Origin of the sequence: Musicola keenii (genome assembly GCF_014855505.1) — a bacterium.
Classification (GTDB): Bacteria; Pseudomonadota; Gammaproteobacteria; order Enterobacterales; family Enterobacteriaceae; genus Musicola; species Musicola paradisiaca.
On record NZ_JAAWVW010000010.1, the window covers coordinates 40935 to 61671 of the forward strand.

The following is a 20737-nucleotide window of genomic DNA, read 5'->3' on the forward strand; positions in this document are numbered from 1 at the left end:
TCGTGACGGCCTGTTGCGCGACGGGCAGGATACCCGTCGTAAAAAAGAGGCTGATCCTATCAGGTTATGGGCTTTCTGCGAAATTGTCTGCGGATCCTGTTAGACTCAAGGTCATTATGCTACCTCTTTTCAGGCGGCGGTAGGATGACGAATCGCACGTAGCAGGCGTTCGTCCACCCTGTGTTATCTGAATGTTTTCTTACTCATGATGGAAAGTCGATGACAATAATCACTCAGGTTGCAGAACAGCGCAAAGCGCTGGAGCAGGCGGTGGCTCAGGCGCTGGAGCTGGCCAGCGCCGGTTCCGACGCGGCGGAAGTCGCTGTGACGAGAACAACAGGCATCAGCGTCAGTTCCCGCTATGGGGAAGTTGAAAACGTCGAATTCAACAGTGACGGTGCGCTGGGCATTACCGTTTACTATCAGCAGCGTAAAGGTAGCGCGTCTTCCACCGATATCAGCCCGGACGCTATCGCGCGTACCGTGCAGGCGGCGTTGGATATCGCCCGTTATACCTCGGAAGATCCGTTTGCCGGCCCGGCGGATAAAGAATTGCTGGCTTTTGACGCGCCGGATTTGGATCTGTTCCACCCGGCGGAGCTGGACGCTGACAGAGGCATTGAACTGGCAGCCCGGGCCGAGCAAGCGGCGTTGAAGGCGGATAAACGCATCACCAATACCGAAGGCGGTAGTTTCAACAGCCATTATGGCATCCAGGTGTTCGGCAACAGCCATGGCATGCTGCAAAGCTATTGTTCCAGCCGTCATTCCATGTCCGCCAGCGTGATTGCGGAGCAGGATGGCGATATGGAGCGCGATTACGCCTATACGATTGGCCGAGCGATCGGCGATCTCGAATCGCCGGAGTGGGTGGGTGAAGAGTGCGCGCGCCGCACGCTGGCTCGTCTGGCACCGCGCAAGCTGGCGACGATGGAAGCGCCGGTTATGTTTGCCGCTGAAGTGGCGACCGGATTGTTTGGCCATCTGGTCGGCGCCATCAGCGGCAGCAGCGTATACCGCAAATCCACCTTTCTGCTGGATAGCCTGGGACAGCAGATTCTGCCGGAATGGTTGACGATTCAGGAACTGCCGCATTTGCGCAAAGGGCTGGCCTCCACGCCGTTTGACAGCGAAGGGGTACGTACCGAGACGCGCGATATCGTGCGGGACGGCGTATTGCAGACCTGGTTGTTGACCAGCTATGCAGGGCGGAAGTTGGGTATGAAGAGCACCGGTCACGCGGGCGGTATTCACAACTGGCGGATTGCCGGGCGCGGGCTGAATGTCGACGGCATGTTGAAAGAGATGGGCACTGGATTGCTGGTGACTGGACTGATGGGGCAGGGCGTCAGCATGGTGACTGGCGATTATTCGCGCGGTGCGGCGGGGTTTTGGGTGGAAAACGGTGAAATCCAGTATCCGGTTAGTGAGATCACGATTGCCGGCAATCTCAAGGATATGCTGCGTAATATCGCGACTATCGGCGATGACATCGAGACGCGCAGTAATATTCAGTGTGGATCGGTATTGTTGCCATCGATGAAGATTGCCGGGGTCTAAGGGCATTTTTACCAACATTGACTGCCCGAATATTCAGGGCAGTCGTTTAGCGCTTGTTGCTGTTATCAGCGGTGGTACTCACCCGCCGCTTCCGGCTGGTACAGCAGTTCCATGACCTCAATCCGGGTTTCTTCACCGTTCGGCAAAGGCCAGTTGATGGTCTTGCCGACGTGCATCCCCAACAAGGCGGCTCCCAACGGCGCCATCACGGAAATTTGTTCGCTGCTATCCTTCAGTGTTGCCGGGTAAACCAGCGTGCGGATGTGTTCTTCACACGTCAACAAATCCCGGAATCGTACCCGGCTGTTCATGGTGACCACATCGGGCGGTATTTCAACCGGTGTGACGATGTGCGCCCGATCCAGCTCCGCATTCAGTGCCTGCGCAACGTCGGTACCGGCAAAAGCGGATTGTTCCAGCAACGCATCCAGGCGCTCGGCATCCAGCTCGTTAATCGTCAGGTGTGGTTTATCCATGTTTATCTCCAGCGGTTTGTGACAAATAGCAATCCCCCCGCAACGAATGGCGGGGGGATGTAAAAAATAGTGATGAGCGGATGCTAGGTGCTGGTCGCAGAAAAAGGAAGAGATCTCGATCACGAATAGCCACAACAGCTATTCATCTCGGGTGACGGTAGCTTAATCTTCGTCAAACCCTGCCTCAAACAGCTGAATGACGGCCGCTAATGCTTGTTCTTCGTCTGGGCCGGTGGCTTCCACTTCAATGTAACGCCCTTTAGCGGAGTCCAGCATTAACATGGCGATGACGCTGCTGGCCTCGGCTTCGGTACCGCTTTCGTTACGCAACAGCACTTCGGCATCAAAACTTTGCACCAGTTCGAACAGTTTCATGGCAGGCCTGGCGTGCATGCCTAGGCGGTTTTTGACTTCAACGGTTTGCCTGACGGTCATGATTTGCGTTTTTCCAGCGTGCGATGGCGGGATTGCACATTCTTGCCGCGGGAGCGGAAATAATCCGCCAATTGTTCGGCAATGTAGACGGAACGGTGTTTGCCGCCGGTACAACCAATTGCCACCGTGAGATAGCTGCGGTTATTGGTTTCCAGCATCGGCAGCCAGAGTTCGAGATAACTGCGGGTTTGATAGATGAAGTTATGCACTTCAGTGTGGCGATCCAGAAATGCAGCGACCGGTTTGTCCAGCCCAGTCATGGGGCGCAGTTTAGGATCCCAATGCGGGTTGGGCAGGAAGCGCACGTCAAATACATAGTCCGCATCAATGGGAATGCCGTGCTTGTAGCCAAAGGACTCGAACACCATGGTCAGTTCACGTTCGCGCTTGCCCAGCAGCCGCGTCCGTAACATTTCCGCCAGCTCATGCACTGACATTTCCGAGGTGTCGATAATCAGATCGGCGCGTGAACGCAGCGGTTCCAACAGATCATTTTCTTCATCAATGGCGCTTTCCAGCGACAGGTTTTTGCTGGAAAGAGGGTGGAGCCGGCGCGTGTCGCTGTAACGGCGGATTAATGTGTTGCGATCGGCGTCGAGGAACAACAACTGCGGGGAAAAGCTCTGGGGCAATCTGGTCAGCGCCTGTTCCAGAACTTCTGGCGTTTCTGGCATATTGCGGACATCAATACTGACCGCTGCGGAAATGTTGCGCTCCGCCAGCGTACACGCCAGCTCCGGCAGCAGCACCACCGGCAAGTTGTCCACACAGTAGAATCCCATGTCTTCCAGCGCACGCAGAGCCACGGATTTCCCCGAGCCTGAACGACCACTGACAATCATCAGCACCATCTGACGACTCCCCCTTGGCAGCGGGATGGTGAATGTCCACTGCCACAGTTAGCACACGTATTTGTTATCCGGCTCCGCCGGTTCCGAGCGAACGTCCTCCAAGTCCAGCGGGGACGTCCGTGATAATTTCTATCCGGATCCGAGCACATTAGACGTGATCGGCGAGATCCTGGTCGGTCATGATTTGGTACAGCTCATCATCGTTCTGCGCAGCGCGTAGCCGACGGCATACAGATTTGTCCGCCAGCCGCTTGGCAACGAGGGACAAGGTATGTAAATGGGTTTTACATTGTTCAGCCGGAACCAGCAAGGCAAAAAGCAGATCGACGGGCTGATTGTCGATGGCGTCAAACGCCACTGGGTGTTCCAGCTGAATGAAGACGCCTACTGCCCCAAGTGTGTTTTCATCTTCCAGTTTTCCATGTGGAATGGCGATACCGTTACCAATACCGGTACTGCCCATGCGTTCCCGCGTCAGGATGGATTCAAAGATCATTTGCGGCGGCAGATTGAGCTGCCTGGCAGCCAGTTCACTGATGATTTCCAGGGCGCGCTTTTTGCTCTGGCAGTGAACGGCGCTACGGGTACACTCTTTGCGGAGTACGGCGCTGAGTTGAATAACGGGCTCGTTGTTCATATTGCTTTCACTTAATGACACTTTTGCCTCCGGTTATCGGCCCGCCGTGCGGCAGGCCCGGCCGTCCCTACGCCTTAAGGTGGCAGAATCAGTGTTGTTTCAGTTTATCCTTATGCTTGTTCAACTGCCTTGCCAGCTTATCGATCAACAGATCGATGGAGGCATACATATCCTCCGCTTCTGAGGTGGCATGCAGCTCGCCGCCGTTCACATGGATGGTGGCATCGGCAATATGCTGGATTTTCTCCACTTTCAACACCACATACACCTGATTAATTCGATCAAAGTATTGCTCAAGTTTGGCGAATTTCGACGTGACGAACTCGCGCATGGAGTCAGTAATTTCGACATGGTGTCCGGTAATGTTCAGCTGCATATCGTCTTCCTTCTCAGTATGGGTCAAACCAGCTGTTTACGTTGATTCGACGGCGGGATGGATAAAGACTCGCGATATTTTGCTACAGTGCGCCGCGCCACGATAATGCCCTGTTCGGAGAGTAGGGTGGTCAGCTTGCTGTCGCTCAGAGGTTTTGCAGGGTTTTCCGCTGCAATCAGTTTTTTGACCAGTGCACGGATGGCGGTGGATGACGCTTCGCCGCCATTGTCGGTGTTGACGTGGCTGGAGAAAAAATACTTCAATTCGAAGATGCCCCGCGGACTATGTAGAAATTTCTGGGTTGTCACGCGGGAGATGGTGGACTCGTGCATATCCACGGCCTGAGCGATATCCGCCAGTACCATGGGTTTCATGAATTCCTCGCCATGTTCAAAGAACGCCTGCTGCTGTTCTACGATGCAGCGGGTGACTTTCAGCAACGTGTCGTTGCGGCTTTCCAGGCTTTTGATCAGCCAGCGGGCTTCCTGCAAATGGCTGCGGATGAACTGACCGTCACTGTCGTTACGGGCGCTGTTGCCGAGCGCGGCGTATTGCTGGTTGATCTGTAGTCTGGGCACGCTGTCGGTATTTAGCTCTACCGCCCAATGACCCTGGATCTTGCGAACCAGGACATCCGGGATCACGTATTCCGATTCGCCGGTATTGATGGACTGGCCGGGGCGCGGGTCGAGCGATTGGATCAGCGCCAACGCTTCTTTCAGCGTTTCTTCCTTCATTCGACTGGAACGGATCAGCATACGGAAATCGTGGTTGGCCAGCAGATCCAGATATTCGCTGACGATCATTCTGGCTTCGGCCAGCCGCGGCGTGGTTTTTTCATCAAACTGGGATAACTGTACCAGCAGGCATTCGCGCAGGTCGCGAGCGCCGACGCCGACGGGATCGAAGCGCTGCACTCGTTTCAGTACGGCCTCCACCTCTTCCAGCGTAAGGCTGTCGTCGCCGATGCTGTCGCGGATATCCTCCAGCGAAACCGTCAGATAGCCGGTATTGTCGACTGCATCGACGATTGAGGTGGCAATGGCGGCATCGGTATCGGAAAACGGCGTCAGTTCCACCTGCCACATCAGATAATCCTGCAGCGTCTGAGTGGTTTCGCCCTGATAGACCGGCAGCTCTTCATCGCGATAATCGGTACTGGTGCCGGACGGTGTGCCTGCGGTATAGATTTCATCCCAGGCGGCGTCGAGCGGCAGCTCGTCCGGCATTTCCTTCTGCTCCAGCGCTTCGCGGGTATCCAGCGTTTCGTGGTCGCTACTTTCCTGTGTTTCTACTTCTTCATGGTTGTCAGCCTGTTCCAGCAATGGGTTGCTTTCCAGCGCCTGTTGGATTTCCTGCTGGAGTTCAAGTGTGGACAATTGCAGTAGGCGGATCGCCTGCTGTAATTGCGGTGTCATAGCCAGTTGCTGGCTAAGCCTGAGTTGCAAACCTTGCTTCATAACTCGCGCTAACTTCCTTTATTAATTATAAATAAAAACAATGTTTTATCAGAGTCGGAAGCCTTCACCCAGATAGACCCGTTTCACTTGTTCATTCGCCAGTATATCTATTGGTGAGCCATGGGCAATAAGCTGGCCCTGGCTGACGATATAGGCACGTTCGCAGACATCCAGCGTCTCGCGAACATTATGGTCGGTAATCAGCACGCCTAGCCCACTGTCGCGCAGATGCTCGATGATTTTTTTGATGTCGATGACCGAAATGGGATCTACGCCGGCAAAGGGTTCGTCCAGCAAAATGAATTTCGGGTTAGCCGCCAGTGCTCGGGCGATTTCTACTCGGCGCCGTTCACCGCCGGACAGCGATTGTCCCAGATTATCGCGCAGGTGAGTAATATGAAACTCGTCCATAAGCTCGTTGGCGCGATCCTGCTGTTGCTCCCGGGTCAGATCCTTGCGGATTTGCAGAACGGCCATCAGGTTGTCGTAGACGCTTAATCGCCGAAAAATCGACGCTTCCTGCGGCAGATAGCCGATGCCGCGGCGGGCGCGGTCATGCAGCGGCAGCAGACTGATGTCTTCATCATCGATGACGATGCGGCCTTCGTCACGCGGCACGATCCCCACGACCATGTAAAACGTAGTGGTTTTGCCCGCGCCGTTAGGGCCCAGCAGTCCGACGATTTCGCCCGAATTCACATTCAGGCTGACGTTTTCCACCACTTTGCGGCCCTTGTACGCTTTGGCCAGATTTTCTGCAATTAATGTTGCCATGGGTTACTTGCGTCACTCACTGTTGTTTGGCGGGTTTGGTCTGACTGGCGCCGGTTTTGCTCTGACTTGCGGCAGGCTTGACGCCATTCGGATTGGCCTGGGTACCCTTGTCCTGCAATTGCGACGGCACCAGAACGGTAGTTACTCGTTTACCCTTGTCGCTGAAGGCTTCCATCTGTTGTTGTTGAACCAGGTAGGTAATGCGATCGCCTTTGACATTACTGTCAAGCTGTTCCAGATAAGCGTTGCCGGTAAGAATGACGAGCTGCTTGTCCAGTTCATAGCGCATTTTCTGCGCATGTCCTTTTACCGGTTTACCGTTGTCCTGCATCTGATAAAAGGTCGCCGGGTTGCCGTAACCTTCAATAGTTTCATGGCCTTGTTGGCCGTTTGGGCGCGTAACGACAACTTTGTCGGCCTGAACCTTGATGGAGCCCTGAGTCACGATCACCTTGCCGGTGAATGTGACCACATTGCCTTGCATATCCAGCGCCTGCTGATCGGAATCGATATGGATGGGCTGATCGGTATCGCCGGTCAGCGCCAATGCCGGAAGGCTGACGGCGAACAGGGCGCTGGCGATCAGGATGCTGTGCAACACATTATTGTTTAGGTTGGATTTCATAATAAGATTTTACCTTGTCGATCAATTCAGCGGTTTTGCTGCGCAGATTACCACGCATTTTCAGCCCGTTAGAGGTAAAGTTAGTGCCATACAGGGTGACTTCATCATCCGACGAGACATCCTGTGTGATCAGGTTGACCTGGGCGTTGTCTGTCTTGATACGTTCCAATTGTGAATCAGTGGTGAGGCTGTTGACCTCCACATGACCGTAAAGATAGAGCATCCGGTCTTTTGTCAGCGTGGCGCGATCTGAACGCACCGACCAGGTCGCCACCCCGAGTTCGTTGAACATGGTCGCCACCGGCAAGGTAAAGCGGCTGCTTTGATCGGCGTTGTAATGTTCCGCACTCTCCGCCACCAGCTTGTAGCTCAGTTTTCCGGTTGGGTCATATACCACGGTAATGTTTTTCTGCATGGTATAAGCCGGGTCAGTGCTGGGTACCTCCGCCGGGCCGGTGTTGGCCTGTCTGTCGGTCAGATTTAACCCGATCAGCACCAGTGCGATCAATGCCAGCAACAGCGTCAGCCAGCGTTTTGCATTACTCATATCGACAGCCCTTTGGCGAAATCAAGCTTATCCTGCGCCTGTAGGATAAGGTCGCAAATTTCTCTTACCGCGCCGCGGCCACCGGCGATGCGCGTGACATAATCAGCCCGTGGCTGCAACAGCGGGTGAGCGTCGGCAACCGCTACGCTTAGACCCACTTCGGCCATGACCGGCCAGTCGATCAGGTCATCGCCGATATAGGCGACCTGGCTGGCTTGGAGCGACAGTTTATCCAACAGTTCGCGGAAGGCCAAAAGCTTATCGGATTGTCCTTGATAAAGATGGGTGATACCCAGCGTTTGGCAGCGATCGATCAGCAATTGCGACGAACGGCCGGTAATAATCGCGACGTCGATACCCGAAGTTAGCAGGCAACGGATGCCATAGCCGTCGCGGACATTGAACGCCTTCAGTTCTTCGCCCTGATTACCCATGTAGATAAGTCCATCGGACAGTACGCCATCTACATCGCAAATCAGCAGACGTACATCGCGCGCGCGGTTCATGACCTGCGTCTCCACGGGGCCGTAGCAGGTGTCGGTTTGCGGCCGAATTTCACTCATTCACTCATTCCTTGGCTCAAGTCGTAAAGGTCTGGGGAGTCACACCACGCCAGCGCGCAACATATCATGCATATGGATGATGCCAAGCAGACGATCGTCGTCCGCCACCATCAACGAGGTAATATGGCGGGACTGCATCAGATTCAGCGCATCGACCGCCAGTGTATGCGGCGTCACCCGGATACCGCCGCGGGTCATCACGTCGGTGATGCGGGCGTTGTTCAGATTGATGTTCATATCGAATACCCGGCGCAGGTCGCCGTCGGTAAAAATCCCTTCGATTTTCCGGTCTGCGTTGCAAATCGCCGTCATGCCCAGATTTTTGCGCGTGATTTCCAACAGTGCGTCGCGCAGGGAAGCATTGCTGTCCACGCACGGCATTTCTTCGCCGGAGTGCATGATGTCTTCCACCCGCAACAGCAATTTGCGGCCAAGCGCGCCGCCGGGATGGGATAATGCGAAATCTTCGGCGGTAAAGCCGCGTGCCTGCAATAGCGCTACCGCCAACGCATCGCCCATTACCAGCGCGGCGGTGGTGCTGGATGTCGGCGCCAGCCCCAATGGGCAGGCTTCCTGAGCGACGTGAACGCAAAGGTGGATATCCGCAGTTTTCGCCATCGTGCTGTCTGGGTTGCCGGTCATGGAGATCAGACAAACCTGAAGACGTTTAAGTACAGGGATCAGCGCCAGAATCTCATGTGATTCACCCGAGTTGGATATGGCGATGACGACGTCCTGTGCGGCAATCATGCCCAGATCGCCGTGGCTGGCTTCCCCTGGGTGGACGAAAAACGATGGAGTACCGGTACTGGCGAACGTCGCCGCCATTTTGCAGCCGATATGGCCTGATTTGCCCATCCCCATGACCACAACCTTGCCGCGACAGTGGAACATTTTTTCGCAGGCCAAGGCGAAGTTACCGTCGATATACTGATCCAGCTGCGCCAGACTATCGCGCTCGATGGACAGAACCTGACGGCCTGCCGTCTGGAAATCAAAGCCGGGTTGTAACTTGAAATGTGACATCAAAAATATCCTGCATTGCCGGTGTTCTGGCTATGGAAACAAGAACAGCACCGAAAGGTACGCAATGAATGCACACACTAACAATGTGCCTGCGCCTTGACCGATGCACCGTTTCTGGCGGAGACAGAGTGCCGTTAGGAGCGCACTGACGCCGAGCATGACCCAGTAATCGCGCTGAAAAGCGAGCGGGTTCAGTGCGCCAGGCGAGAGCAGTGCCGGGACGCCCAGCACGATGACGATATTGAATATATTGGAACCGATCAGATTGCCCAATGCGATATCGTCTTCCTTTTTCAATGTGCCGACAATCGCAGTGGCCAGTTCCGGCAGGCTGGTGCCGACCGCCAATACGGTCAGACCGATAGTAAGTTCACTGATATTAAAGTAATTGGCGATGACAGTAGCGTTATCGATCACGATTCGGGCGGACATCGGCATGATGATCAGCCCGAGAATCAGCCACAGCAGCGCAACCGTATAATTGTTGTCCTGCGGCAGTTCCGCCATCTGCTCCCGAGTCAGGCTGTCCTCGCCCTGTCTCGCCGCGCGGGAGGCCATGTTCAGCATTAGCAGGATGCAGCCTCCGGCGGCGAATAGCAGGATGATGCCGTCCGTGCGGCTCAGAAAACCGTCATGCAGCAACCATCCGCACAAGGCGGTGACAAAAAGCATTGGGGGGAGTTCACGCCGCAGCAGGGCGGATTGGAATGTCAGCGGGCGTATCAGCGCGGCGCTGCCAAGAATTAACAGAATATTGGTGATATTGGAGCCCAGAACATTGCCGACAGCCATATCGATTTGATTATTAAGCGCGGCGGTGACGGAAACCATCAGTTCGGGCAAGGACGTTCCCATTCCAACGATAGTCATACCGATAATCATGGGCGGGATGCCGAAAGAGCGGGCCAGAACGGCGGCGCCATAGACAACCCGATCGGCACCATAAACCAGCAGAATCAAACCAACAACCAATAGTACTGTCGCAAAAAGCATGCAGCGTCCTTTATTCAGGTATAATCACCGGCTTATTGGCGAACAAACCAGTATTTCTGGACGAATAATAAACAAAAAAGCCGTTTTTCCTCGCTAGCGCTAATTCTGACTGCGCAGGGCGAAAAAGTAAAACCAATGGCAACTTTGGCTACAACCAAATGGTCTGATTCTGTAACAGTGATGACGCCCGATATACCGGAATCAACGCAGTTATGTAGGCAACATGCCGAGAATAGACAAGAAATGACGGTTGCCAGGCGCAGCCGGTAAGGAAATAAACCATGAACCATGAAAATCTGGTTGAGATTCGCGGGCTCAATTTTCGGCGCGGCGAGCGGCCGATATTCAGCGATATATCGTTGAATGTACCCAAGCGTAAAATCACCGCGATCATGGGGCCGTCGGGAATAGGCAAGACCACGCTGTTGCGGCTGATTGGCGGGCAACTGCAACCGGATAGCGGAGAAATCTGGTTCGACGGAGAAAATATTCCAGCGCTTTCCCGTTCTGGACTGTACGCCGCCCGCAAAAAGATGAGCATGCTGTTCCAGTCGGGCGCGCTATTTACCGATCTCAATGTTTTTGACAATGTCGCCTGGCCGTTGCGCGAACATACCCAATTGCCGGACGTATTGCTGCGCAGTACGGTGATGATGAAGCTAGAGGCGGTTGGGTTGCGTGGCGCAGCGCAACTGATGCCTGCGGAGCTGTCGGGCGGGATGGCCCGCCGTGCCGCGTTGGCGCGAGCGATAGCGCTGGATCCTCAACTCATCATGTTCGACGAACCCTTTGTCGGCCAAGATCCCATTACGATGGGGGTGCTGGTAAAGCTGATCGACGAACTGAATCATGCATTGGGCGTTACTTGCATTGTGGTGTCTCATGATGTGCCGGAAGTGCTGAGCATCGCGGATTATGCCTATATCATCGCCGGGCAGCGCGTAGTGGCGGAAGGATCGCCGCAGGAATTGCAGCAAAATGATGATCCGCGTGTGCGTCAGTTTCTGGATGGGACGGCGGATGGTCCGGTGCCGTTCCGGCATCCGGCGGGTGATTATCTGAGCGGACTTTTGGGTACGGGGAGTTAACTGGTCATGCTATTGCAGGCATTGGCGTCGTTGGGACGCTCCGGCATCAGCACCTGCGCCTCTTTTGGCCGGGCCGGGCTGATGTTGTTTAATGCGCTAGTCGGCAAGCCGGAGCCAGCTAAACAGTGGCCGTTGCTGGCGCGGCAACTTTATAGCGTCGGCGTGCAGTCGCTGCTGATTATTATCGTTTCCGGCTGTTTTATCGGTATGGTGCTGGGGTTGCAGGGCTATATCGTGCTGACGACTTACAGCGCAGAGGCCAGTTTGGGCATGATGGTGGCGCTGTCGTTATTGCGCGAACTGGGGCCAGTTGTGACGGCGTTGTTGTTTGCTGGTCGCGCCGGTTCCGCTCTGACTGCGGAAATCGGCCTGATGAAGGCCACCGAGCAGCTTTCCAGTATGGAGATGATGGCGGTGGATCCGCTTCGTCGCGTAGTGGCTCCCCGCTTCTGGGCCGGCTTTATTAGTATGCCTTTGCTGACTCTCATTTTCGTTGCGGTCGGTATCTGGGGCGGCGCGCTGGTCGGCGTAGATTGGAAAGGTATCGACAGTGGGTTTTTCTGGTCGGCGATGCAAGGGGCTGTGGAGTGGCGGCACGATGTAATGAACTGTGTGCTAAAGAGCCTGTTTTTCGCGATAACCGTTACCTGGATCGCTCTGTTCAATGGTTATGACGCCATCCCGACGTCAGAAGGCATCAGTCGTGCGACGACTCGTACCGTGGTGCATTCTTCACTGGCGGTACTGGGATTGGATTTTGTGCTGACGGCACTGATGTTTGGGAAATGAGTCGATGCAAACAAAGAAACATGAAATTTGGGTTGGCGCCTTTATGCTGATTGCGCTGGCTGCCATTCTCTTTCTGGCGCTGAAAGTGGCGGATCTGAAATCACTGGGAAATCAGCAGACATACCGTTTGTATGCGACTTTCGATAACATCGGCGGCCTGAAAATACGCTCGCCGGTGAAAATCGGCGGCGTGGTCATTGGCCGAGTGGCGGAGATCGGCTTGGACAGTAAAACTTATCTGCCGCGCGTGGCGTTGGATATCGATCGGCAATATGACCACATTCCGGATACCAGTTCCCTGGCGATTCGCACGTCCGGGTTGTTGGGAGAGCAGTATCTGGCCTTGAACATCGGTTTTGAGGATGCGGATATGGGAACGTCGATCTTTAAAGACGGCGGTACCATTCAGGACACGAAATCGGCCATGGTTCTGGAAGACCTTATCGGCCAATTCCTATATAAGAGCGGGGGTAACAGTAATGAGAATGCCGCTCAGAACAGCGCAGAGCCATCGGTAAAGCCGGGCAATGATGCGAAATCTGACGCAGGCAACCAACCTGTTACTCAACACCCTTGAGAGGATACAGAATGTTTAGACGTTTATTGATGGCGGCGTTGTTGGTAGTTGCGCCTTTTGTTAACGCAGCGGATCAGACTAATCCGTACAGCCTGATGAAGGAAGCGGCGCAAAAAACCTTTGATCGCCTGAAAAATGAGCAGCCTCAGATTCGGCAGGAGCCTAATCGTCTACGTAGTATTGTCAAAGAAGAACTTCTGCCTTATGTGCAGATCAAGTATGCCGGCGCTTTGGTACTCGGCCAATATTATAAGAATGCGACGCCGGAGCAGCGCGATGCCTATTTCACCGCCTTCGAAGCCTATCTGGAACAGGCTTATGGTCAGGCGCTGGCGTCGTATCACGGGCAGACTTACGAGGTTGCCCCGGAACAACCGCTGGGTAATTCGGATATCGTGTCCATTCGCGTCACTATTATCGATAATGGTGGACGCCCGCCTATTCGTCTGGATTTTCAGTGGCGTAAAAACAGTAAGACCGGCTATTGGCAGGCATATGACATGATTGCCGAAGGCGTGAGCATGATTACCACCAAACAGAATGAGTGGGCTTCCATATTGCGCCAGAACGGCGTTGATGGATTGACCCGACAACTGTTGGTTAGCGCCCGTCAGCCGATTTCGTTGGAACAGAAACGAAATGGCTAACTCGCTGACCTGGAAACGGGAAAATGGCGTCCTCCAGCTGGAAGGAGACCTTGATCGCGATACGCTGTTACCTTTGTGGCAACAGCGGGAGGCGTTGTTAAACGGTGTGGGTGAACTGGATCTCAGCCGGTTGCGTCGGGTTGATTCTTCAGGGTTGGCATTGCTGCTGCATTTTCATCATCAACAGCAGCAGCAGGAGAAGGAATTGAACATTACCGGAGCCAGCGATCGACTCAGTACCCTTATCCAACTTTATAACTTGAGCGAAATCATCCCCATCCGCCAGGCTGGATGAGCGACGCTACGGCTATCTCATCGTCCCCTTTTTCGTCCCTGTACGAAGGGGGATTTCTTTTGTTTAAGATGGTGGCGGATTCATCTAAGATACCACCCTGTTTATCATCTCCCCTGACGTAGAATCGAGAGCGATGGAAAATAACGAAATTAAAGATGTGCTGATGCAGGCATTGGCGCTGGATGAAGTGCACGTTTCCGGCGACGGCAGCCATTTTCAGGTAATTGTTGTGGGTGATGTCTTCAAAGAAATGAGCCGTGTTAAGCAGCAACAGGCGGTTTATGGGCCGCTGATGGAATATATCGCGGATAACCGCATTCACGCATTGTCGATCAAAGCTTATACCCCGGAAGAGTGGCAGCGCGATCGTAAACTGAACGGTTTTTGAGTCGGCGCGGTATGTCGCGCTATTAAGTCTGAATATTGAGAAATCGTCACTATGGATAAATTTCGTGTGCAGGGGCCAACTCGGCTCACCGGTGAAGTTACTATTTCCGGCGCTAAAAACGCCGCCCTGCCTATCCTGTTTGCTGCTTTACTGGCTGAAGAGCCGGTAGAAATCCAGAATGTCCCGAAACTGCGCGACATCGATACTACGATGAAACTGTTAAGCCAGCTGGGCGCACATGTTGAGCGTAACGGCTCGGTGCATGTCGACGCGAGTGCGGTGAATATTTTCTGTGCGCCTTATGAACTGGTCAAAACGATGCGTGCTTCGATTTGGGCGTTGGGGCCGTTGGTAGCGCGTTTCGGTCAGGGACAGGTTTCTCTGCCGGGCGGATGTGCGATTGGTGCCAGACCGGTTGATTTACATATCAACGGTCTGGAACAGCTGGGCGCGCAGATCACGCTGGAAGAAGGGTATGTGAAGGCGACCGTGGATGGCCGTCTTAAAGGTGCGCACATCGTTATGGATAAGGTCAGTGTAGGTGCGACAGTGACCATCATGAGCGCTGCAGTGTTGGCGGTCGGCAGGACGATTATTGAAAATGCCGCACGCGAGCCGGAAATCGTGGATACGGCGAATTTCCTAAATACGTTGGGCGCGAAAATCAGTGGCGCCGGCAGCGATAAAATTGTGATCGACGGGGTAGAGCGATTGGGTGGCGGGGTATACCGCGTGCTGCCGGATCGTATTGAAACCGGCACCTTCCTGGTGGCGGCGGCGGTTTCCGGCGGGAAAGTGGTCTGTCGCAATACTCGTCCCGAGACGCTGGACGCTGTGCTCGCGAAACTGCGGGAAGCAGGCGCTGATATTGATGTCGGTGAAGATTGGATCAGTCTGGATATGCATGGTCAGCGTCCTAAAGCCGTGAATGTGCGCACGGCTCCGCATCCAGGATTCCCGACTGACATGCAGGCGCAGTTCAGTTTGCTGAATCTGGTGGCCGAAGGCACCGGAGTGATCACTGAAACCATCTTCGAAAACCGTTTCATGCATATTCCGGAACTGATTCGTATGGGCGCGCAAGCGGAGATCGAAAGTAATACTGTGATTTGCCATGGTGTTGAGCATCTGTCTGGCGCCCAAGTGATGGCAACCGATCTGCGGGCGTCCGCCAGTCTGGTTCTGGCTGGTTGTATTGCCGACGGCGTCACGCTGGTTGATCGTATCTACCATATCGATCGCGGTTATGACCGTATTGAAGACAAGTTGAGTGCTCTCGGCGCGAAGATTGAGCGCGTCAAAGAAAACGGCTGATGATGTGACAGGCCGGGCGACGAGTGCTCCCGGCCTGGCCTGATGAGGGGGCGGCGTTTTCTCGCACAGCCGTGGGTAATCACAGCCGCTATTCGTTGGTCGGAAATTCCTGAATCGTGACGTCCAGCGTGATTTCCTTGTTGTCCCGGTATACCACCACCGGAATGACTGAGCCTGGGCGGATTTCCGCAACCTGATCCATGGTTTCAATCACGGATCTGGCGGGTTTCTGGTTAACCTCCATCAGTAGATCGCCTTCCTTGATCCCTGCTTTTGCTGCCGGCCCTCCGGTTTCCACCTTGTTGACGATAATGCCTTGCAGTCGATCAAGACCAGAAACCTGATTACCCAATCGCTCCCTCTGCGCACCGCTGATACCGATGTATCCGCGAATGACGCGCCCATCCCGGATCAGTTTATTCATGATTTTGCTGGCTAAAGCGACAGGGATGGCAAAACCGATGCCTTCTGGTGTGCCGCCATCGTTGCTTTTATCGAAAGACAGCGTGTTGATGCCGACCAACTCCCCCAACGAATTGACCAGAGCACCGCCGGAGTTGCCGCGGTTGATGGAGGCGTCGGTCTGTAGAAAATTCTGCCGGCCAGAGGAACTGAGCCCCACTCGTCCGGTGGCACTGAGAATACCTTGTGTGACGGTCTGCCCCAGATTGTAGGGGTTGCCGATTGCCAGTACGACATCGCCGACATGCGGGGGGCGTTTGGTGTTAATGGGGATTTCCGGCAGATTGGTGCCTTCGATTTTCAGTACGGCAAGGTCGGTTAATGTATCGGAACCGACCAGCAGAGCTTCAAAAATGCGCCCATCCTGCAGCGTGACGACGATTTGCTCCGCATTACTGATGACATGTTTGTTGGTCAGTATGTACCCTTTGCTGTTCATGATAACGCCGGAGCCAAGGTTGCGGATGTTCAGCTCATTCTGAGAGCCCGGGCTGTTCGCTTGGTTATAAACGTTCACTACGGCAGGCGCTGCACGGCGTACACCCAAATAATAACTGACCGGCGCTTCACTCTGACTGTCGTTCTCCGCCTTGAACGTCCCTTGACCGGAGCGCAATGCCGGAACGGCCAGCAAAAGAACGCCAGCCACGATGATACCGATGAGCATCGAACGTAACAGTTTGTTTAGCATGGGCTCAGGAGGTCAGAAAGAAGAATAAAACGCAGAATATCAGAGAAGGCGGAACGCCGCATTGCGCGACGTTCCCTTTTTCATATATCAACGTAACAACAGATAGATACTTTCTTCACCGCGGACGATATTCAGCGCCAGCACGGAGGGTTTGCTGTCAAGGATTTTGCGCAATTGCGAGATGCTTTCAATACGCTCGCGATTGACACCCACGATAATATCGCCCTTCTGTAAGCCAACCTTGGCCGCCGCACTGTCCTTAGCGACATTCTCAATCAGTACGCCTTTGCTGCCGTCTTTCAACTGACCGTTGGTGAGTGACGCGCCTTGCAGCGCAGGCGAAAGATTGTCGGCGTTGGTGGTTGCATTGGCACTGTTGTCCAGCACGACGGAGACCTCTTGCTGTTTACCGTCACGCAATAGGCCGACACGAACCGTCTTGCCTGGCGCAGTAGTGCCGATTTTCGCTCGGAGTTCGGCAAAACTGTTAATCGGCTTGCCATCCAGCGAAATCAGCACATCCCCTGCCTTGATACCGGCCTTGGCGGCCGCGGATTTCGGAATGACCTCGCTGACAAATGCGCCGCGTTGTGCCTCAACCTTAAATGCTTTGGCGATTTCAGACGTCATCTCGCTGCCCTTGATGCCTAACAGACCGCGTTTGACTTCACCAAATTCTACCAACTGCTGGGCCAGGTTTTGCGCCATGTTGCTGGGGATAGCGAAACCGATACCGATGTTGCCGCCGCCCGGTGCGAGAATAGCGGTGTTGATGCCGATCAGCTCGCCTTTCAGGTTAACCAATGCTCCGCCGGAATTGCCCCGGTTGATGGAAGCATCAGTCTGAATAAAGTTTTCCAACCCTTCCAGATTCAGGCCGCTGCGGCCCAGAGCGGAAATAATTCCCGAGGTCGCGGTCTGGCCCAGACCGAATGGGTTGCCCACGGCAACAGCAAAGTCACCTACGCGCAACTGATCGGAGTCAGCCATTTTGATCTCAGTGAGGTTTTTAGCATCCACCAATTGCAAAAGGGCGATATCGGTCTGCTCATCACGGCCGATCAGTTTTGCGTCGTATTCCCGACCGTCATTCAACTGAACACGAATTTTATCCGCGTTGTTGATGACGTGGTTGTTGGTCAGCACATAGGCTTTTTCCGCGCTGATGATGACGCCGGAGCCCAGTCCTTCAAATGGACGGCTGCTCTGCTTTTCCGAGGGGGTATTTGGGCCGAAGAAAAATTTGAATTCTTCGGGGATGCGTTGGCGCTGAACTTGTGTGCCTTCTACATGGACGCTCACGACGGCCGGAAGGACTTTTTCCAGCATTGGCGCCAGACTGGGCAACGGTTGACCTGACACAACCGAAGGCAGCGCGGCATTAGCCGTAGGAAGCGAGGACAAGGATAGACCTATGCTGAGTGCCAGCGCGCTATACAACAACGATGCTTTTTTCATTGATTGTTAACTCTCTCTCACGACCTGCGTATGAATAAAACGATGATATATAAACTCAAACTTACGGTGAAGAGTCAGACCTAGGGCAATGTGTAAAGTTCACTGCTATTTCGTCAGCAGAATGTAACCGCCATCTGACCCGAACGGCGATACTCGATAAAAGAAATTGTCCGGAGTTTTTGTTTTTTCTATAAAAACGGGATGCAAATTTGCATCCCGTTGATGTCTGGCATCAAATTACTTGCTGGCAGGTCGCGAACCTTGCAACAGGCCGGATGCACCATCCGAGTAATCACGCGGCGGCATATTCACCGGCGCCTGATCATTGTCGGATTCGGCTTCAGTCAGCCGATAGCGGAAAGGGTTTTCGTGTACTGGCGTATCAGGCAACAGGTTATTGGAGCTCTTTGCCATATGTTGGTAGAGCTGGCGGTAATCGCGAGCCATGTTGTCGAGCAGTTCTGCACTGTGAGCAAAATGGGTCACTAACTCCTGACGATACTGTTCCAATTCCGTTTTGTTTTTCTCCAGTTCGCTTTGCAATACCTGTTGCTGACGCAGCTTACGATTACCGAAACGCATGGCGACAGCACCAATAATGACACCGATAACTAATCCAATCAGCGCGTACTCCCAGGCCATAATGACTCCTATTTGACTTCGTTGTTCCGTAGGGCTTTTCACTTAATAATAGCCACTATAACCGCTAACCTGACTGGAGTGGAGCCCCGAGGCATGATGTCGTATGGTATGGCGGAATGGCTTGTGGATGTGTGGTGGGGAATTGCCACGATTACCGGTCAAAGCGACGTCAACGAACGATAAATCATAACGAAATTTTTTCTCATGGATTTTGGCGCTATGCAAAGAATTACCCCTTTATCACTGTATCAACAGGCCCTCTCAGCCGAGGAGTATCAGCCGGATGAGGTGCAGCGGCAGACGATTATGCGACTCGATGAAATTCACCAGGCGTTGACGGAACAGGTATGGGTGAACGTTGAGCCTGCTGCCGGGATGTGGTCGCGTTGGCGCTCTCTATTGGGAGGAAAGCACGAGCCGCATCGGGAACCGGTAACGGGATTGTACATGTGGGGCGGTGTCGGGCGTGGAAAGACCTGGTTAATGGATATGTTTTTCCACAGTTTGCCCTCGGAGAGAAAATTACGGTTACATTTTCATCGCTTCATGCTACGGGTGCATGAAGAGTTGAATCAGTTGCAAGGGCAGGAAAATCCGCTGGAAAAAGTCGCCGATGGCTTTAAAGCGCAAACGGATGTTCTCTGCTTTGATGAGTTTTTTGTTTCTGATATCACCGATGCCATGCTTCTGGCCGAGTTATTGAAAGCGTTGTTTGAACGCGGCATCGCCCTGGTAGCGACATCAAATATTCCGCCGGACGAATTGTATCGCAATGGGTTACAACGCTCGCGTTTCCTGCCGGCAATCGAATTGATAAAGCAATATTGTGAGGTGCGGAATGTCGATGCTGGCATCGATTACCGGTTGCGCACGTTGACTCAGGCCCACCTTTACCTGACACCCTTGAATGATGAGACCGATGCGGTCATGAGGACGATGTTCGGCCGATTATCCGGCCATGAATATCATCACCCTGGACCGGTGTTGGAGATCAATCATCGCTCTATGCCTACGCTGAGCGCTGGCGACGGCGTGTTGTCGATCGATTTCCCGACGCTTTGCCTGGAGGCGCGTAGCCAGAATGACTATATTGCACTTTCTCGTCTGTATCACACGGTGTTGTTGCACCATGTCACCGTGATGGGCGTAAAGGAAGAAAACGCCGCCCGGCGTTTTCTGGCGTTGGTTGACGAATTTTATGAGCGTCGTGTGAAATTGGTGATTTCAGCGGAAAGTCCGATGTTTGAGATTTATCAGGGGCATCATCTGAAGTTTGAGTATCAGCGTTGTTTGTCGCGTCTGCAGGAAATGCAAAGCGAAGAGTATCTGCGCCAACCTCATCTGCCTTAATTTGATATGTTTGGGTACGGCCTTTTTTCCCCTGGCATCCATTTGTATGCTGCATAGCAGAAAAAGGGTCGACCTTTCCGATCGACTTCTCTATAATCTTGCGACCCCACGTTACAACAAAGTTTTTTTCCCGAAACTTTAATCGCGCTGGCAATAGCTATTCGAAGGGGTAGGTTTGCTGGACTAGATAGCCGTGTGAACCTCAAAACACTATATTTATGAAGCGTTTGGGCGTTCACCAACGTGTAACTTAAATTGGGTAAGCTTTTAATGAAAACTTTTACAGCTAAACCAGAGACCGTAAAACGCGACTGGTACGTTGTTGACGCGAGCGGTAAAACTCTTGGCCGTCTGGCTACTGAATTGGCTCGTCGTCTGCGCGGTAAGCACAAAGCGGAATACACTCCGCACGTTGATACCGGTGATTACATCATCGTTCTGAACGCAGACAAAGTTGCTGTAACCGGCAACAAGCGTTCTGACAAGATGTACTACCACCACACTGGTCATATCGGCGGTATCAAAGAAGCGACCTTTGAAGAGATGATTGCCCGCCGTCCTGAGCGTGTGATTGAAATCGCGGTTAAAGGCATGCTGCCGAAAGGCCCGCTGGGTCGTGCCATGTTCCGTAAACTGAAAGTTTACGCGGGTAACGAGCACAATCACGCGGCGCAGCAACCGCAGGTTCTGGACATTTAATCGGGATTATAGGC

At 53.7% G+C, this 20737-nt stretch carries 25 protein-coding genes; 10 read left to right on the forward strand and 15 right to left on the reverse strand.

Annotated features, from left to right (window positions below; genetic code table 11):
* Window positions 1-219: 219 nt before the first annotated feature.
* Window positions 220-1560, forward strand: a complete 1341-nt coding sequence (gene pmbA, locus HEP82_RS12165) for a metalloprotease PmbA (RefSeq protein WP_192458330.1) — start codon at window positions 220-222, stop codon at window positions 1558-1560.
* Between the two features lie 65 nt (window positions 1561-1625).
* On the opposite strand, the gene rnk is transcribed toward pmbA, so the two are convergent.
* The 12 genes from rnk to HEP82_RS12225 all read right to left on the reverse strand — a co-directional run bounded on the left by rnk (window position 1626) and on the right by HEP82_RS12225 (window position 10323).
* On the reverse strand, window positions 1626-2036 hold the full coding sequence (gene rnk, locus HEP82_RS12170; protein ID WP_192458331.1) for a nucleoside diphosphate kinase regulator: 411 nt from the start codon (window positions 2034-2036) through the stop codon (window positions 1626-1628).
* Window positions 2037-2198: 162 nt separating this feature from the next.
* Entirely contained in the window at window positions 2199-2471 is a 273-nt protein-coding gene (gene npr, locus HEP82_RS12175) for a PTS phosphocarrier protein NPr (RefSeq protein ID WP_192458332.1), read from the reverse strand.
* Complete coding sequence (gene rapZ, locus HEP82_RS12180) at window positions 2468-3322, reverse strand: RNase adapter RapZ (protein WP_015855314.1); 855 nt, start codon at window positions 3320-3322, stop codon at window positions 2468-2470. Before rapZ ends, npr begins: the two co-directional genes overlap by 4 nt.
* A gap of 148 nt (window positions 3323-3470) precedes the next feature.
* Window positions 3471-3959 carry a PTS IIA-like nitrogen regulatory protein PtsN gene (gene ptsN, locus HEP82_RS12185; protein WP_192458333.1) on the reverse strand — a complete coding sequence of 163 codons (489 nt, stop codon included), beginning with the start codon at window positions 3957-3959 and terminating at the stop codon, window positions 3471-3473.
* Between the two features lie 88 nt (window positions 3960-4047).
* On the reverse strand, window positions 4048-4335 hold the full coding sequence (hpf, locus tag HEP82_RS12190) for a ribosome hibernation promoting factor (RefSeq protein ID WP_015855312.1): 288 nt from the start codon (window positions 4333-4335) through the stop codon (window positions 4048-4050).
* Between the two features lie 23 nt (window positions 4336-4358).
* Window positions 4359-5795 (reverse strand): RNA polymerase factor sigma-54, encoded by a 1437-nt coding sequence (gene rpoN, locus HEP82_RS12195; protein ID WP_192458334.1) that lies wholly within the window; start codon window positions 5793-5795, stop codon window positions 4359-4361.
* Window positions 5796-5843: 48 nt separating this feature from the next.
* A complete protein-coding gene (lptB, locus tag HEP82_RS12200) occupies window positions 5844-6569 on the reverse strand; it encodes an LPS export ABC transporter ATP-binding protein (protein WP_015855310.1) in 726 nt (241 codons plus the stop codon).
* A 16-nt stretch (window positions 6570-6585) separates the two neighbouring features.
* Window positions 6586-7194 carry a lipopolysaccharide ABC transporter substrate-binding protein LptA gene (gene lptA / locus HEP82_RS12205; protein WP_192458335.1) on the reverse strand — a complete coding sequence of 203 codons (609 nt, stop codon included), beginning with the start codon at window positions 7192-7194 and terminating at the stop codon, window positions 6586-6588.
* Window positions 7172-7741: an LPS export ABC transporter periplasmic protein LptC gene (lptC, locus tag HEP82_RS12210; RefSeq protein WP_192458336.1), complete on the reverse strand. Its 570-nt coding sequence runs from the start codon at window positions 7739-7741 to the stop codon at window positions 7172-7174. Before lptC ends, lptA begins: the two co-directional genes overlap by 23 nt.
* The gene (gene kdsC, locus HEP82_RS12215) at window positions 7738-8304 is read right to left on the reverse strand and encodes a 3-deoxy-manno-octulosonate-8-phosphatase KdsC (protein ID WP_192458337.1); all 567 of its coding nucleotides are present in this window, start codon (window positions 8302-8304) and stop codon (window positions 7738-7740) included. The genes lptC and kdsC overlap by 4 nt, the downstream gene beginning before the upstream one ends.
* A gap of 39 nt (window positions 8305-8343) precedes the next feature.
* Window positions 8344-9330 (reverse strand): arabinose-5-phosphate isomerase KdsD, encoded by a 987-nt coding sequence (kdsD, locus tag HEP82_RS12220; RefSeq protein WP_192458338.1) that lies wholly within the window; start codon window positions 9328-9330, stop codon window positions 8344-8346.
* Between the two features lie 30 nt (window positions 9331-9360).
* Window positions 9361-10323 carry a calcium/sodium antiporter gene (locus HEP82_RS12225; protein ID WP_192458339.1) on the reverse strand — a complete coding sequence of 321 codons (963 nt, stop codon included), beginning with the start codon at window positions 10321-10323 and terminating at the stop codon, window positions 9361-9363.
* 281 nt (window positions 10324-10604) lie between these two features.
* Between HEP82_RS12225 and mlaF the strand changes: the two genes are divergently transcribed.
* The 7 genes from mlaF (at window position 10605) to murA (ending at window position 15421) form a co-directional block, all read left to right on the forward strand.
* Window positions 10605-11411, forward strand: a complete 807-nt coding sequence (mlaF, locus tag HEP82_RS12230; protein WP_015855304.1) for a phospholipid ABC transporter ATP-binding protein MlaF — start codon at window positions 10605-10607, stop codon at window positions 11409-11411.
* Window positions 11412-11417: 6 nt separating this feature from the next.
* Entirely contained in the window at window positions 11418-12200 is a 783-nt protein-coding gene (gene mlaE, locus HEP82_RS12235; protein ID WP_192458340.1) for a lipid asymmetry maintenance ABC transporter permease subunit MlaE, read from the forward strand.
* A 4-nt stretch (window positions 12201-12204) separates the two neighbouring features.
* Window positions 12205-12777, forward strand: a complete 573-nt coding sequence (gene mlaD, locus HEP82_RS12240) for an outer membrane lipid asymmetry maintenance protein MlaD (RefSeq protein WP_192458341.1) — start codon at window positions 12205-12207, stop codon at window positions 12775-12777.
* An 11-nt stretch (window positions 12778-12788) separates the two neighbouring features.
* Entirely contained in the window at window positions 12789-13424 is a 636-nt protein-coding gene (mlaC, locus tag HEP82_RS12245; protein ID WP_192458342.1) for a phospholipid-binding protein MlaC, read from the forward strand.
* Window positions 13417-13719: a lipid asymmetry maintenance protein MlaB gene (gene mlaB, locus HEP82_RS12250; RefSeq protein WP_015855300.1), complete on the forward strand. Its 303-nt coding sequence runs from the start codon at window positions 13417-13419 to the stop codon at window positions 13717-13719. Before mlaC ends, mlaB begins: the two co-directional genes overlap by 8 nt.
* Before the next feature lie 133 nt (window positions 13720-13852).
* Window positions 13853-14107, forward strand: coding sequence for a BolA family iron metabolism protein IbaG (gene ibaG, locus HEP82_RS12255; RefSeq protein WP_192458343.1), 255 nt, complete (start codon window positions 13853-13855; stop codon window positions 14105-14107).
* Window positions 14108-14158: 51 nt separating this feature from the next.
* Window positions 14159-15421 carry a UDP-N-acetylglucosamine 1-carboxyvinyltransferase gene (gene murA, locus HEP82_RS12260; RefSeq protein WP_192458344.1) on the forward strand — a complete coding sequence of 421 codons (1263 nt, stop codon included), beginning with the start codon at window positions 14159-14161 and terminating at the stop codon, window positions 15419-15421.
* Window positions 15422-15509: 88 nt separating this feature from the next.
* On the opposite strand, the gene degS is transcribed toward murA, so the two are convergent.
* From degS to zapG, 3 genes are all read right to left on the reverse strand, one after another.
* Window positions 15510-16574, reverse strand: coding sequence for an outer membrane-stress sensor serine endopeptidase DegS (gene degS / locus HEP82_RS12265; protein WP_192458345.1), 1065 nt, complete (start codon window positions 16572-16574; stop codon window positions 15510-15512).
* 87 nt (window positions 16575-16661) lie between these two features.
* The gene (gene degQ / locus HEP82_RS12270) at window positions 16662-18032 is read right to left on the reverse strand and encodes a serine endoprotease DegQ (protein WP_192458346.1); all 1371 of its coding nucleotides are present in this window, start codon (window positions 18030-18032) and stop codon (window positions 16662-16664) included.
* Window positions 18033-18269: 237 nt separating this feature from the next.
* On the reverse strand, window positions 18270-18674 hold the full coding sequence (gene zapG, locus HEP82_RS12275) for a Z-ring associated protein ZapG (RefSeq protein ID WP_015855295.1): 405 nt from the start codon (window positions 18672-18674) through the stop codon (window positions 18270-18272).
* 219 nt (window positions 18675-18893) lie between these two features.
* On the opposite strand from zapG, the gene zapE reads away from it, so the two are divergent.
* Window positions 18894-20024: a cell division protein ZapE gene (gene zapE, locus HEP82_RS12280; protein ID WP_192458347.1), complete on the forward strand. Its 1131-nt coding sequence runs from the start codon at window positions 18894-18896 to the stop codon at window positions 20022-20024.
* Window positions 20025-20294: 270 nt separating this feature from the next.
* Window positions 20295-20723 (forward strand): 50S ribosomal protein L13, encoded by a 429-nt coding sequence (gene rplM / locus HEP82_RS12285; protein ID WP_192458348.1) that lies wholly within the window; start codon window positions 20295-20297, stop codon window positions 20721-20723.
* Window positions 20724-20737: the final 14 nt, after the last annotated feature.

What these genes read in the sequence shown, in the direction of transcription:
- pmbA (WP_192458330.1), top strand. Translation starts at nt 220, where the DNA reads ATGACAATAATCACTCAGGTTGCAGAACAGCGCAAAGCGCTGGAGCAG.
- rnk (WP_192458331.1), bottom strand. Translation starts at nt 2,036, where the DNA reads ATGGATAAACCACACCTGACGATTAACGAGCTGGATGCCGAGCGCCTG.
- npr (WP_192458332.1), bottom strand. Translation starts at nt 2,471, where the DNA reads ATGACCGTCAGGCAAACCGTTGAAGTCAAAAACCGCCTAGGCATGCAC.
- rapZ (WP_015855314.1), bottom strand. Translation starts at nt 3,322, where the DNA reads ATGGTGCTGATGATTGTCAGTGGTCGTTCAGGCTCGGGGAAATCCGTG.
- ptsN (WP_192458333.1), bottom strand. Translation starts at nt 3,959, where the DNA reads ATGAACAACGAGCCCGTTATTCAACTCAGCGCCGTACTCCGCAAAGAG.
- hpf (WP_015855312.1), bottom strand. Translation starts at nt 4,335, where the DNA reads ATGCAGCTGAACATTACCGGACACCATGTCGAAATTACTGACTCCATG.
- rpoN (WP_192458334.1), bottom strand. Translation starts at nt 5,795, where the DNA reads ATGAAGCAAGGTTTGCAACTCAGGCTTAGCCAGCAACTGGCTATGACA.
- lptB (WP_015855310.1), bottom strand. Translation starts at nt 6,569, where the DNA reads ATGGCAACATTAATTGCAGAAAATCTGGCCAAAGCGTACAAGGGCCGC.
- lptA (WP_192458335.1), bottom strand. Translation starts at nt 7,194, where the DNA reads ATGAAATCCAACCTAAACAATAATGTGTTGCACAGCATCCTGATCGCC.
- lptC (WP_192458336.1), bottom strand. Translation starts at nt 7,741, where the DNA reads ATGAGTAATGCAAAACGCTGGCTGACGCTGTTGCTGGCATTGATCGCA.
- kdsC (WP_192458337.1), bottom strand. Translation starts at nt 8,304, where the DNA reads ATGAGTGAAATTCGGCCGCAAACCGACACCTGCTACGGCCCCGTGGAG.
- kdsD (WP_192458338.1), bottom strand. Translation starts at nt 9,330, where the DNA reads ATGTCACATTTCAAGTTACAACCCGGCTTTGATTTCCAGACGGCAGGC.
- HEP82_RS12225 (WP_192458339.1), bottom strand. Translation starts at nt 10,323, where the DNA reads ATGCTTTTTGCGACAGTACTATTGGTTGTTGGTTTGATTCTGCTGGTT.
- mlaF (WP_015855304.1), top strand. Translation starts at nt 10,605, where the DNA reads ATGAACCATGAAAATCTGGTTGAGATTCGCGGGCTCAATTTTCGGCGC.
- mlaE (WP_192458340.1), top strand. Translation starts at nt 11,418, where the DNA reads ATGCTATTGCAGGCATTGGCGTCGTTGGGACGCTCCGGCATCAGCACC.
- mlaD (WP_192458341.1), top strand. Translation starts at nt 12,205, where the DNA reads ATGCAAACAAAGAAACATGAAATTTGGGTTGGCGCCTTTATGCTGATT.
- mlaC (WP_192458342.1), top strand. Translation starts at nt 12,789, where the DNA reads ATGTTTAGACGTTTATTGATGGCGGCGTTGTTGGTAGTTGCGCCTTTT.
- mlaB (WP_015855300.1), top strand. Translation starts at nt 13,417, where the DNA reads ATGGCTAACTCGCTGACCTGGAAACGGGAAAATGGCGTCCTCCAGCTG.
- ibaG (WP_192458343.1), top strand. Translation starts at nt 13,853, where the DNA reads ATGGAAAATAACGAAATTAAAGATGTGCTGATGCAGGCATTGGCGCTG.
- murA (WP_192458344.1), top strand. Translation starts at nt 14,159, where the DNA reads ATGGATAAATTTCGTGTGCAGGGGCCAACTCGGCTCACCGGTGAAGTT.
- degS (WP_192458345.1), bottom strand. Translation starts at nt 16,574, where the DNA reads ATGCTAAACAAACTGTTACGTTCGATGCTCATCGGTATCATCGTGGCT.
- degQ (WP_192458346.1), bottom strand. Translation starts at nt 18,032, where the DNA reads ATGAAAAAAGCATCGTTGTTGTATAGCGCGCTGGCACTCAGCATAGGT.
- zapG (WP_015855295.1), bottom strand. Translation starts at nt 18,674, where the DNA reads ATGGCCTGGGAGTACGCGCTGATTGGATTAGTTATCGGTGTCATTATT.
- zapE (WP_192458347.1), top strand. Translation starts at nt 18,894, where the DNA reads ATGCAAAGAATTACCCCTTTATCACTGTATCAACAGGCCCTCTCAGCC.
- rplM (WP_192458348.1), top strand. Translation starts at nt 20,295, where the DNA reads ATGAAAACTTTTACAGCTAAACCAGAGACCGTAAAACGCGACTGGTAC.